The organism is Nostoc sp. UHCC 0302, assembly GCF_038096175.1.
In the GTDB taxonomy this organism is placed as follows: Bacteria; Cyanobacteriota; Cyanobacteriia; order Cyanobacteriales; family Nostocaceae; genus UHCC-0302.
In genome coordinates this window covers 65,063-77,951 of record NZ_CP151101.1, presented here as the reverse complement: position 1 = coordinate 77,951, position 12,889 = coordinate 65,063, and the positions used below count along the sequence as shown (strand labels likewise).

Genomic DNA, 12,889 nt, shown 5'->3' with positions numbered 1-12,889 from the left:
TTGCCAAACTCATTTACAAAAAGTGAGCCAATTATAATGCTGACACACTTTTGGGGTGAAGAAGAAATTAACCAAAAGCCGATGACTTGGTTAATCGATAATTAAAAGTGATCGCAGGGTGTTACGGTGTGCGATCGCTTATGAATGGCAGGTAATGAGTAATTATTACTAGTCTACAGCTTTTAGTTACAAAACTTAAAAATTCTCGGCAGCTTAGTTGCAATGCCGCAACAGTTCCATGCGTCAAAAAGAGGAACTATGGACGAGCTTAGTTTTCAAATTAAGGACGAATTAGGATTTTGTACCCGTCAAAATGATGGGGTGAGTGGAATGACCGTTACTGCTTTAGCTGATTTTTGTGGTGTAAATCAGCCTGCAATTACCCAATTACTCAACAAGATTCGTGATTCCGACCCCATAACGAATGACTTACCAAAATCGCTGAAAGAATTAGCTGGCAACGATTGGAGGCTCATAACGAACAACCCTAACGGGAGCTTGTATGTAATTGACGAGCTTTGCCACGCGATTCTGGAATACTACGCTGTAGACGCACGGAAGTACAAAGGTAAGCAAATCGCCCTCAACAATTACCGTATGGTTGCCAGGGCTGGACTGCGGGTATTCATCTGGTCACAAACGGGCTACTCACCGCAGACTCTCAGTGCAGAACAGATGGCATTGCTCCAGTCCATTCCTGCAATGCAACAGGCGCTCTTCGACCTCCAAACCCAAGTCCAGAATCTACTGCCCCCATCAGCCGACTTCATGCCCCCCGCCTGGGATGCCGAAGTTTGGCGAGCGCTTCCTTCGCAGGACAAACGACACTTCCGCTTTTTGTACCACCGTCGCAACTTTCGACCATCTCAAGAGAATCAACCGTTAGCCCTACCTGCTGCCACCATTGAACTTTGGAAGAAACGGCAACGGGCTGAGGTTGAACAGTTGGTAGGTGAAGTCTCGCCCGAAGAGAAACAGCAACTTCAAGCAACCAAACTCCAAAAGCTCAGAGAATTTTGGTCACAAGCTTCAGAAGAAGACCAAGAAAATATGCCGTTCTAGACGATACAGGATGTAGCAGATGAGTAGCATTAACCCTGCTGAGAAATTTTCAGTCTTAGTTATATTGCGCCGAGAGTATCTGGATATCACAGGCAATTTCTGTGCTGCCAAGCTGATCGAGTATTTTCGGCATTGGACAAAGTGGAAGCTGAAAAATCACCGTACTCCTTGGGTATACCAGCCTCTTAAGAAAATCTACGCTGATTTGATGGGTGAGCATAGTCTTCATATAATCAGAAGTGCGATCGCTTTGCTTGAAGATATGGGCATCATTGAGAAGCAGAAGAATCCGGGTAATGGGCAGGATAAGACTTGGCAGTATAAATTGAACCTTGAGGTACTGAATAGGTTACTTGAACACCCCAAGCTCAAAACTGAGCATTCAGAATTCACTGTAGAACAACACCACAGATCCCATCCTGAAGCTTCTAAGCCACAACAACACATTGCTGTTGAGTTAAAAAAAAATGAGGAAGTGGAAAAGGAAAATCTAGATAAGCAAGTCCTGGCTACTCCCTTTGTTGAAAAGACAGAACTGCTTCACTTAATTAACGAGACAGATTCTGGGGAGGGCAAATTTTCCGCCGCCGAGTTCGTGCCAAAATCAAGTCAGGAAGTTTTGGTAGAACCTGCCCAAGCTACTCACTACGTAGATGAATCAGAATTGGATGATTATGCCTCCGATTCTGTAGAAGAATTCTCTTCACCGAGTCAGCAGGAAATGCAAGACGTACTGGAACAGTTACGAGAAATACCTTGTACCCCTCAGTTTCGGCTCAATTGTGAGATTCAACGTACAGTTAAGCGATGTTGGGAGAATGTACCGGGTGCGATCGCTTATTTGAAAGAAGCACTCCGAACTTGGAAAGGGATTAAATCACCGGAGGCTGTATTTGTGGCGGCTTGTAAGGAAGGGAGGAAGCCGGAGTCTGCACAGGTTAAATGTGCTGTGAAGGATTGGTTCGAGTGGGCAAGGCAACAACGGATTGTGATTGCGATGTCGGGGGACACTGTGTATACGGCGGATGGGGAAGCAGTGGCGTTGGCGGAGATGATGCGGCGGTGTCCGGTGGGTGTGTAAGAGTAAATGTGTACCTCTGCCCGATTTGAATATTGAGAAATGTATTGAGCATTTTTAGATAAAAGTGTTTCTAGGATGGCTCAAAAAGCTCAAATTTACTCATGAATTTTAGAATTACTTTACTATTGGGAATCTAAGTAAATTGGTAGTAGAATTTAAACAAAATTACTCTTTTGGAACAAGTGTAATTTTCATCCCTTTGTACTGATGCCATAATCCAAGGCGCTTGATTCGATATTCTATGAGGTCAGGCGTAACCCCATAATTTGCTGCTAATTCAGAGATACCCTGTTTTTTTTTAACAAACTTTTTGATTACATCTGATGGCAGAAGAGTTGCTGCGGCAAGATAGTAGGCATCATGCTCCTCAACTTCAGCAAAAGTTCTGCCATAAATATCTGCTACCTTTGTTATTCGTGTCAATTTGTGTCCAAGTAAGATATGCCACATTTCTTCTAACAAAGAAACTCTTTGGCGTTTTTGACTTTGAGAACTGTTCCAAACAATTGCCCATTTATCCGAACCTTCTTCAAGGGGGATACTCATGGCAGACCAGTTTTGTTTTCCCGAATTTAATAATTGAAGCTTTAAATCATTGTCAATATCTCTAACATCTGCAAGGCTCATCATTTCTACACCCTCAATCTTCAGACGAAAAGGATCAAGTGGTTCGTTTTCAAGCAGACCGATTTCTTCACGAAATTCTTCCGCTATTTTTTCCATTTCATCTTTAGTTAAAGAAATTGCAGCATCAGATTCTTCAATACTGCTTTGTTCTATAAAAGTACGAATTGAGTTTGAGCTATATTGGCATTTAAGGTGATCTGCAACCTTTAAAAGTCCTTGAACTGTTTCTGAGTCAATTTGCTTGCGCGCACGAAAATGAACCAATGCTACGCTATCGAAATTAATACCTGCAAGTCTAGCATCATCGCCTAGCCACTCAAGAATACGAATCTTGGTATTATTGTCGGGTTCTCCATCTCCTCTCTCAACTCGCCCTAGAGTTGAAAAGCTTACACCTATTACAGATGAAAGCTTTCTAAGGCTATAGCCCTGAGTCTCTCGTTTCTTTTTGAGCAATTTAACTAACAGTTCTATTTGGCTATCCATATAAAATAAAGGTTTTTTTAATTTTTGTGCGATGGTGAATTATTGACACAAACTTTTTTAGCGAATAATCTATATCTAATCTTGTGCGATAGTGAACCACTGACACATCTATATTAAAACTCAGATTGTGTGTTGTGGTATCGTCAGTTTTTTATAATTTTAATCAAGGAGATAGAATTCAAAAAGAATTAGGCATTTTAGTGGTTATCTATATTTGATTTGAAACCAATAATTTTTGTAGCAGATTAGTGCTGACTTAAATAAAGAAAAATTGATTATGGCTAAAAGAGCAATTGCTGCTCGTATTCAAGGAGATGACTATCAAGCGCGATGGTTTTGGTTTCAAGTTTGCCGTCTCTTTAGTGAGCGCACAAAAGTTGTGCGTGTTGGTTATGAAGCAAACAACATTAAATCTTTTGATGATGTTGTGGTCTATTATAAAGGTATGCAAGATGATGAGGGCAACCCTCTCAATACGGAGTACCATCAGGTAAAGTTCCATGTTACATCAGCTGGAGCTTTTACTTATAAGGGCATGATGAACCCTGCATTTATCAATGCCACATCAGTTTCCATACTTCAACGCCTAAAAAATGCCCAGACCCAATATGCTCCTAACGGTACTGAAGCTCACTTCATACTTTATTCGCCTTGGCAAATTGATCCTGATGATCGTCTTGCACAAGTACACTCTAAGACCGATGGCAGACTTGACTGGCATCGCTTGGCTGAAGGCGGTTCTAACTCCCTCATGGGTAAGTTACGGGCTGAGTGGCGTGAACACTTAAGCATTGAAACAGATGAAGAACTGTGCCTTGTTCTGCGTCCTTTAAGGATTTTACAAGGACGAACTCTTAAAGAAATTGGTGACTGGCTTAACGATAAACTATATAGAGCTGGGCTTCTTCCTATTGAAGAAGGGCGTTTATGTAATTCTTACGATGAACTAGCACGGCGATTAATTCAAAGTGAAAAAACAGAATTTACTCGTGCTGACATTGAAGCTATTTGTAAGCGCGAAAATCTTTGGCTAGGGCATTCTATCGTGGAACCTGATGTCTACCGTCTTGGAATTCGTAGTTTTCTTCGTTGGGCTGAACACTTAGAAGATGAAACCGATGCTATGTTAGATTTGCTTCGATACTTTAATGGTCGTAGTATTCGGTCTTTAGATCTCTGGCAAACAGAAATATATCCCTCGGTAGATAAATTTCTTACTAACCACTTACGTTTCGGTCAACGTTGCCACTTACATCTCCATACCCATGCGTCAATTGCCTTTGCTTCTGGATATTGCCTTAACTCAAAATCTGGAATAGATGTCGCACTTACTCAGTCTACCGGAACTGGAAGAGAGATTTGGCGACCATCTCCTTGCCTTGTTCCTAACCAATACCCTGCTTGGACTGTTACTCAAGAATCAATGGTAGAAGACGGTACAGATGTAGCTATTGCTCTCTCTGTAACCCATTCAGTTGCATCGGATGTTCAAGCATATATTGCACTAGCACAGTTGCCAATTCATCGGATTTTTTTCTATATGCCTTCTAATGGGGCTAACTCGCAAGCAATAGTCGATGCAACACACGCTAAATTACTTGCTGATCAATTATCAGCCCGTTTGAGAAGCGATCGTACAATTCTGGAACGCCAAGGGAAACTACATATTTTTGTTGCTGCCCCAAATGCGCTAGTTTTTTTTATTGGTCAACTAGCCCGTAGCTTTGGCTCATGTATTTTTTATGAATACGACTTCGACCAAAATACACCTGGTGCATATCAGCCATCTCTGATGTTTCCACCTCTTTAATATTCTAAAAACATTAATAGTTAAAATTAAACTTCTTTATAAAACAAATGTAAGTATGGAATTACCAAGTTACTTTAATGATTTTCTTGCTCAGATTCGTCCTCAAGATAATCATGTTAGTGATTATAAAAATGGCCACCGCATCTTACGAGATCGGCTTAAAGCAGATGAAGCTTTATCTTCTATTATTGTTGCAACATTCTTACAAGGCAGCTACCGTCGTGCAACTGCTATTCGTCCCCAGGGTCAAAAGCGAGCAGATGTCGATGTTATTGTAGTGACTAGACTTAGTGAAGGTGAATATACACCTGAGAAAGCACTTGAATTATTTGTGGCGTTTTTAGAAAAACATTACAAAGGTAAATATAAACAACAAGGGCGTTCTTTTGCTATTGAATTATCTTATGTTGATTTAGATTTAGTAATTACATCAGCACCTTCTGAAAGTGAAATTGGAATCTTTAATAGTGATAGCGTCATTTCTGATGATACGCCAGAAACGCCCGAAGCAGATGAAGACTGGCGCTTAGTACCTTCTTGGATTTCCTTAGAAACGAGGTCTATTGTTTCATTTTCGCAAAAGAATTTTCGTTTAGATACTGCGAGTACACAACCTGAGTGGAAGCTTTCGCCCCTTCGTATTCCTGATCTCGATACTGAACAATGGCAGGATACTCACCCCTTAGAGCAAATCAGGTGGACTTGGGATAAAAATCGTAGATGCAATAAACATTATATTAATGTTGTCAAATCTCTGAAATGGTGGCGACGGATAAATCATTCAACACCTAAGTACCCTAAAGGATATCCTGTTGAGCATTTGATTGGGCAATGCTGCCCAGATGAAATTAAATCAGTAGCTGAAGGGATAACTATAACCCTAGAAACTATTGCCAAGCAGTACCAAAGTTACGCTGATTTGAAACTATCTCCCACATTGCCAGATCATGGTGTGCCATCACACAATGTATTCAAACGTGTCTCTGGTGAAGATTTTGCAGAGTTTCACAGTCAGGTATGTGAAGCAGCAGAGGTAGCCCGTCTTGCCTATGATACAAAAGATATTCTCACAAGCGTTCAATACTGGCAAAAACTTTTTGGAAATAAATTTCCAGATGCTCCTCCTAATAATGGTAATAGCGGCAATGGTGGGAACAGTCCTAAAGGTGGCGGTTATACACCTCGACAGGGGGTATCTCAATTAGGAGGAGGTAGATTCGCGTAGTGAGCTATAAAAAGATACCTTCTACGGAGCTTCTTGCTGCTCGTAGAGTCCTTGAGAGTATATCATGCGTTGAAATTTTACATGACTGGACATGGAACGAGCAAGTAGCTACTTGGACATTGCACTGTCGCATATATATTAATTCACAACCAAGTATCTTTATTCCACAATCAACAAACTGGTATGTTCTGGTTAGTTCAGAGTATCCTTGGGGAAACATTGGGTTTTATCCAGCAAAGGAAAAGGGGCTTACCCACACCTTTCTTCACCAAAATTTTAATAGTTTTGGCGATAGTAAAGTACCTTGGCGTGACGGTAAAATCTGCTTAGATACTACTGTTCATGCTTTAGGTCGTCAAGGCTATCATAGCGAACCTTACGATTATCACTGGAGGCTAGAATGGCACTTTAGGCGTGCTATAGAATGGTTAGTGGCCGCCTCAGAAAATAAACTGATTTATCCAGGCGATCCGTTTGAGCTTCCTCATTTTCCTTTAAGTAATTCTATAACAGTTGCTTTCTCGGAAAGTGAGGAGTCTTTTAGTCAATGGCAAAAAATTTCTGAATCGGTTGGACTGGTTCAGTTAATATCTTTGCGTAAAAAACCAGATGTATTTTTTATAAAATCATTTCAATCAATTCGTGGCAAAGAATTACTTAGGCTTACATGGGGCCGAGACATGAACGAATTGAAAAGTGAGTCAGTTTTAGGAATATGGATACTTTTACAACAAATCCCTGTCTTCAGCCCTTGGCAGGTTCCAGTAACATGGAGAGAGTTACGAGAAGTTTGTCGAGAGCAGAAAATTAACATTAATGAACAGTTAAAAATAGCTGCAAAGTTTATACGTGATGGGAAAAGCCATATTGCTCTTATTGGTTTTCCGATTCCTGCTGAGATAGATGGTAATTTACACCAGATACATTGGCAAGCACTACAATTGCCTGTTTTATCCGAAAGTATAAAAACTGCTAAAGGTTTCAGAACAAATGAAGAGGGATATTGGCAGCGAGACAGAACTGAAATTCTGCGTGGAAATGTAAATTTAGTTTGGCTTAACTCAGAGAACTGGCATATTAGGCATATTGCAACTCGTGGTAAACTACCTGAACCCTTAGCTTCTAAGAAAATACTTTTATTGGGTGCAGGAGCTATTGGTTCAGTAGTTGCTGAAATTTTAAGTCGAGGGAATGCACACAAGATAACTATCTTAGACTCAGATACCTTTGAAATAGGTAATTTAACACGGCATACCCTCAGTTTGTATGACCTAAAAGTAAAAAAAGCTACTAAACTTGCTACTCGTCTTAACAGTACTTCTCCTCACGGTACTGTGGTAGGTATTGATCGCAACTTCCCTCAACTTGAAGAAACTGACAAAGCTAACATTCAACAGTCTGACATAATTCTTGATTGTACAGGAAGTGATACAGTACTTTACCACTTAGAGCATTTTTTCTGGGGGAGTTGTAAACTATTTATTTCTATCTCGCTGGGGATAGGTGGCAAGCACTTGTTCTTATTTTCGAGTTATGGTGATAGTTTTCCTTATGCTACTTTTAGAGCTATGCTAAATCCGTGGCTACACAAAGAACTTAAGGAATATAAAGGGCAACAATTGCCAAGGGAAGGGATTGGATGCTGGCATCCTGTGTTTCCTGCTCGGATTGATGATGTATGGATGATGGCATCAATAGCAGTGAAACATATTGAATCATTGTCAACATCGCCCCCAGAAAACCCTAATTTAGTTGTTTTTGAGCAAATATATCAAAATGGGACTTTTTTAGGTCTTCATCAGCTTGATAGCTAAATATAAAATGAGCGATTTAGAATTTTGGTCGGAAGACAAAAGATTTGCATTAAAAATACATAATAGAGAAATATCTCAATTATTAAAAGTTTGTGTACGTGCAGGTGTACAAGAAACGGGAGGAATTCTTGTAGGTTTCTACACCGAGTTACACAACTGTGCAGTCATTACATCTATTTCTGATGCTCCTTCAGATTCTCATAGTGGTCACAACTGGTTTTATAGAGGTACACATGACCTTCAACAATGGCTAAATCGTTTATGGATGAGAGATAAAAAGCAATATTATCTAGGTGAATGGCACTTCCATCCGTTTTCTAATTCTAACCCTAGCGAAATAGACATTAGCCAGATGCAGAAAATTGGAGAGTCTAGTTCTTATCAATGCCCTGAACCATTACTATTAATTATCGGTGGTGATCCTAATAATCAATGGAATATGAAAGCTTATATTTTTCCTAGAAATTATCCTCAAATAGAGCTAATTATCTATAACTGACCCTATAAGTTATATATTAAAGACTTATTTGTGTCGGCTAGATGGGATGATTTAATAAAAAAGAAATATCAACTTTATTTTGTTATTAAAGCTAAGAAATTTAAAAGTTATAACTTGCTTGTGTTCATGATTCCAGCCCCAGTTCTAGCTGCACAGGTTCCTCTTCTTGCAGCTGTGTGTTTTTGGTACGTCGAGTGCTTGTTTTAGCTGTAGATTTTTTATCTGTTTTAGTTTTGAGTTTGGCGTATTCTGCACGGATTCGTTCTAGCAGGACTGATGCAGGTTCGTCGTTAGGGTCTTGGGGTACGAGTTCACCACGAAAGGCTTTACCCAGTATGGATTGATCAAGCAGGCCTAGGTTTGCTTTAATTTCTTGGTACTGGTACTCAATTGCATCAGCAATTTTGTAAAAGTATTTTACCCTATAGATAATTTCTTTTTGTTCTATAAGTGGTGGGATAGCTATAACAACATCTTTAAAAGCATTTTGAGATATATTTCGCATAGAAAGTTGATTACCAGTAGCACGGCTCTCTATTTCTTTTCTTCCTAATTTTGATTTCAAGTAAAAATTTATATAATTATTTTCAGCTTCTAAGAATGTAACTCGCCAGACCTTATCGCTAATCATTATTTTATGTCTTATTTCTTCAACTACTACTGATGCTCCTACTAACTCAAGTGTATTTGCTCGTGAAATTAAAAAATCCCCTTCATTAATAAATAAACTAGGCTCAATTTTAGATTTATCTGTAACAGTTTTAGTTTCTTTCTCATCAAAAAATCCCCAAGTTACAGCACTAATTTTTACTAAACCTACTTTATCTTCTGTAACTGGTATTTCAGGACAAGAAAAGTTTTTCCCAGCTTGAATATTTTTTACAACTAATTTAAGCGGAGTCCAACTCCAGGTATTTGGGATTATTTGTTGATCTCTATTAATATTATTTGTTTCTTTATGAAAGTTCAGATTCAAGCTATGTGAAGTTCGCTCAAGCAAAACCGAAGCAGGTTCAACATCAGGATTCTCCTCCCGCCAATCAGCAGTAAGGTCGCCACGAAAGGCAGCAGCGAGGACAGACTGACGAAACTGCTTTAGCAGCGCAGGAATTGCCTCAAGTGCTTCCTTTGCTCGCTGCGTGCGTTCTTTCAATTCCTCAATCTTGGCAACTATACGGCGTTGTTCGTTGAGGGGTGGGAGGGGAAGTGCTAATTGTTTGAAATCAACTAGATGAAAATTTTTGATAGCACTTCCTGTAATGTCGTTTTGAACATTTATGGTTTGAAACCATGCTTGAAAGGCAAGGGATATAAATGATATGTTTATCTCAGATGAGGCTGGTTTAAGCAAAGCCACACTAACGAATAAGCTAAATTCACACTTTGCTTTTACTATTGCACAGCGCCCAATAGTTCCGCTTTTAGTAATTAGCAAATCTCCATATTCTGGATAGCATCTTTGGCACAGTTTTTTATGTTCTTCTTGTGAAATGTATTTACAACTATCAAAATATATTTGTCCATCTCTAATATCTTTTACTGATAAAAATGGTACTCCATGCTCAACGTAAGTTGGAGTATGATGTGTTCCATCAACAATTTTTTTCATAAGTTGATCGAGTATTCCCCAACACCAACCATCAGGCAAGTTAGATACTTGAGAAATATTAAAAGCTAACTTATCACCCACTTCAATTTCTCCTCATCTCCAATCTATAACTCATTTAATCTAGAAAATATTATTTCTTTACAGAGTTTTATGAATGCTAAAATTCTATTTCTACTCACAGACAATCAAATTTTTATACCGCTATTCATACTTCTCTGATAATAAAAACTTACTCTGGTAACTTCTAGGGTTTGGTTTTCTGTGTGTTCGTTCCTATTCTAAAGTTGACAACCCTACTGAAGTACTAACAGCCTCTGCCGCCTCTTCCCCTTCCAGCAGTATCATCAGTGACTCCATCTCCTTAGTTGCAATCCGCAGTTTTTCCATAATCTCAGCCGCAATTACCTCTGGCTCTGGCAGATTATCCCCCGACTGCAAACTCTCATCCCGTAACCAGGAAATATCAAGGTTATCATTACGCTTAGTAATCTGCTCTCGTGTAAAACACCGGAAGCGTCCATCTTCTTCTTGATCTACACGGGGACTATTACCATTCGGGTCATCTCCATAGCACTGCTCAAATTCAGAGAAATGCTGACGAGTTAGAGGAATACGCTTACCAAAACTGGGCATATTGGTTCGCATATCGTAAAACCACACCTGCTTGGTGTTGCCCTTATCTGTTGTTCCACGTTGAAAAAACAGTACGTTAGTCTTAACACCTTGGGCATAAAATATCCCAGTGGGCAGCCTGAGAATGGTATGCAAATTGCACTTATCCATTAAATCCGCACGAATGCTGCGCCCTACCCCATCTTCAAACAGTACATTATCAGGTAATACCACTGCTGCCCTACCTCCCGGCAACAATCCCCGGTAGATATGCTGTAAAAAAGCTAACTGCTTGTTTGATGTAGGATATGTAAAATCATCGCGTGTTGGCAATCCACCACCCTTTTTCGTTCCGAAAGGGGGGTTAGTCAAGATAACATTGGCTTTTGGTAACTGCTGCCCATCACTAGAGAGAGTATCCCCCAACTCTACAGCCCCCTCAATGCCATGTAACAGCATATTCATCAATAACAGTCGATGGGCATCTTGGACTAATTCAATGCCGTAAAATGCTTGGTGGCGGTGAAATGACTGTTCGGCTTCGCTTAAATCAAATAAGTCACTCGTGTATTTTCTAATGTAGCGATCACTGGCAATTAAAAACCCACCAGTACCAGCAGCAGGGTCTTGTACCAGTTCTCCTGCTTGAGGTTTGATGAGTTCCACCATGCAATCAATCAAAGGACGCGGGGTAAAGTATTGCCCTGCACCAGATTTTTTCTCACTGGCGTTTCTCTCTAAAAGCCCTTCATACAGGTCGCCTAACCCTTCTTCTTTGGCAGAGTACCAGTCAAGCTCATCAATACTTTTGACTAGTTTGGTAAGAATTTGTGGTTTTTTAAGGGCAGTTTGAGCATTAACAAAAATTGCCTGTACTCGTAGCGAACTGTTAGTCCCCAACTCCAACAGGGCAGCACGGTAGAAGTTCATCTGTTCGATGCCATCTCTGGTCACCAAATCACCCCAACGATAACCTTCAGGGATTTGAGTTTCTGTACCTGTTTCCTGTGCCATCTTGAGGAACAGCAAGTATGTTAACTCTGTTACATAAGCCAGATAAGTAATCCCATCATCCCGCAGGATATGACAGAGATTCCAGAGTTTTTGTACGATGTCAGTAGTTGCGCTCAAGGTCTTAAATAAATGCTCACTATACAAATGCTGCTTTGTAATTATAAGCAATTAGGTAAAGTTGTCAAAGCCGAGTATTTTTATAATTGTGTAAAAAAGATAAAGGCAAATTAAAATTATTTTTGAATTACTATAAAAGAAGCATTGTTGCTTAAATTATGTTAATTACTAAGTTATGTATACTTCTTAGTTAAATCTAATTTTCACCCTTTATAAAGGATACTCTTATAATAAAAATTATTATTGGTGTTCACAAAAACTTGGGAGATTTAAACAACTTTAAATATATTTAGAGGTAAAATTATGGCTCAAACCTTGCATCAATTAGCTACATTTGATGAATTTATCGAATGGTATCCTAACGATGGCAAACGTTATGAATTACACAGGGGAGTAATTGTTGAAATGGCGCCTCCAACCGGAGAACATGAAAAAGTTGTAGGGTTTATAGCTCGGAAATTAACTGTCGAGTTTGATCGCCTGAACCTTCCTTATACTATACCTAAAACTGCATTCGTTAAAACACCTGATGCTGAATCTGCTTATTCGCCTGATGTGTTGCTGCTAAATCTTGATAATCTCGCCAATGAATCGCTTTTTCAAAAACAGTCAACAGTAACCCAAGCTGCATCCGTTCCAATAGTAGTTGAGGTTGTATCAACTAACTGGCGCGATGATTACTACAGTAAGCTTGGAGACTATGAAGAAATGGGCATTCCTGAATATTGGATTGCTGATTATGCTGCATTAGGAGCAAGAAAATTCATCGGTAACCCGAAACAACCCACTATTTTTGTATGTCAATTAATTGATGGGGAATATCAAATGAATCCGTTTCAAGGCAATGCTGTGATCGCATCACCTACCTTTCCCGAATTAAATTTAACCGCACAGCAAATTTTTGATGCGGCCAAATATTGATTCGCTTGAGTT

Annotated in this window: 10 protein-coding genes; 7 read left to right on the top strand and 3 right to left on the bottom strand. The window is 39.5% G+C overall.

Features of this window, described 5'->3' with window-relative positions; translation table 11 throughout:
* Positions 1 to 258 precede the first annotated feature (258 nt).
* Positions 259 to 1,062: a hypothetical protein gene (locus WKK05_RS38710; protein WP_341531837.1), complete on the top strand. Its 804-nt coding sequence runs from the start codon at positions 259 to 261 to the stop codon at positions 1,060 to 1,062.
* A gap of 19 nt (positions 1,063 to 1,081) precedes the next feature.
* Positions 1,082 to 2,143: a hypothetical protein gene (locus tag WKK05_RS38705; RefSeq protein WP_341531836.1), complete on the top strand. Its 1,062-nt coding sequence runs from the start codon at positions 1,082 to 1,084 to the stop codon at positions 2,141 to 2,143.
* A 165-nt stretch (positions 2,144 to 2,308) separates the two neighbouring features.
* Here the strand turns inward: WKK05_RS38705 and WKK05_RS38700 are convergent, their stop codons facing one another.
* Positions 2,309 to 3,256, bottom strand: a complete 948-nt coding sequence (locus WKK05_RS38700; RefSeq protein WP_341531835.1) for an XRE family transcriptional regulator — start codon at positions 3,254 to 3,256, stop codon at positions 2,309 to 2,311.
* Positions 3,257 to 3,533: 277 nt separating this feature from the next.
* Between WKK05_RS38700 and WKK05_RS38695 the strand changes: the two genes are divergently transcribed.
* The 4 genes from WKK05_RS38695 to WKK05_RS38680 are packed head-to-tail and all read left to right on the top strand — an operon-like array spanning position 3,534 to position 8,604.
* Entirely contained in the window at positions 3,534 to 5,066 is a 1,533-nt protein-coding gene (locus WKK05_RS38695) for an SAVED domain-containing protein (protein WP_341531834.1), read from the top strand.
* 55 nt (positions 5,067 to 5,121) lie between these two features.
* A complete protein-coding gene (locus tag WKK05_RS38690; RefSeq protein WP_341531833.1) occupies positions 5,122 to 6,291 on the top strand; it encodes a hypothetical protein in 1,170 nt (389 codons plus the stop codon).
* Positions 6,291 to 8,105: a ThiF family adenylyltransferase gene (locus WKK05_RS38685; protein WP_341531832.1), complete on the top strand. Its 1,815-nt coding sequence runs from the start codon at positions 6,291 to 6,293 to the stop codon at positions 8,103 to 8,105. The genes WKK05_RS38690 and WKK05_RS38685 overlap by 1 nt, the downstream gene beginning before the upstream one ends.
* Before the next feature lie 7 nt (positions 8,106 to 8,112).
* Positions 8,113 to 8,604, top strand: a complete 492-nt coding sequence (locus WKK05_RS38680; protein WP_341531831.1) for a Mov34/MPN/PAD-1 family protein — start codon at positions 8,113 to 8,115, stop codon at positions 8,602 to 8,604.
* A 124-nt stretch (positions 8,605 to 8,728) separates the two neighbouring features.
* Here WKK05_RS38680 and WKK05_RS38675 read toward each other — a convergent pair whose 3' ends face one another.
* Together WKK05_RS38675 and WKK05_RS38670 are read right to left on the bottom strand one after the other, a co-directional pair.
* Positions 8,729 to 10,294, bottom strand: coding sequence for a restriction endonuclease subunit S (locus WKK05_RS38675; RefSeq protein ID WP_341531830.1), 1,566 nt, complete (start codon positions 10,292 to 10,294; stop codon positions 8,729 to 8,731).
* A 192-nt stretch (positions 10,295 to 10,486) separates the two neighbouring features.
* Positions 10,487 to 11,956, bottom strand: a complete 1,470-nt coding sequence (locus WKK05_RS38670) for an N-6 DNA methylase (protein ID WP_341531829.1) — start codon at positions 11,954 to 11,956, stop codon at positions 10,487 to 10,489.
* A gap of 303 nt (positions 11,957 to 12,259) precedes the next feature.
* Between WKK05_RS38670 and WKK05_RS38665 the strand changes: the two genes are divergently transcribed.
* Positions 12,260 to 12,877, top strand: coding sequence for a Uma2 family endonuclease (locus WKK05_RS38665; protein ID WP_341531828.1), 618 nt, complete (start codon positions 12,260 to 12,262; stop codon positions 12,875 to 12,877).
* Positions 12,878 to 12,889: the final 12 nt, after the last annotated feature.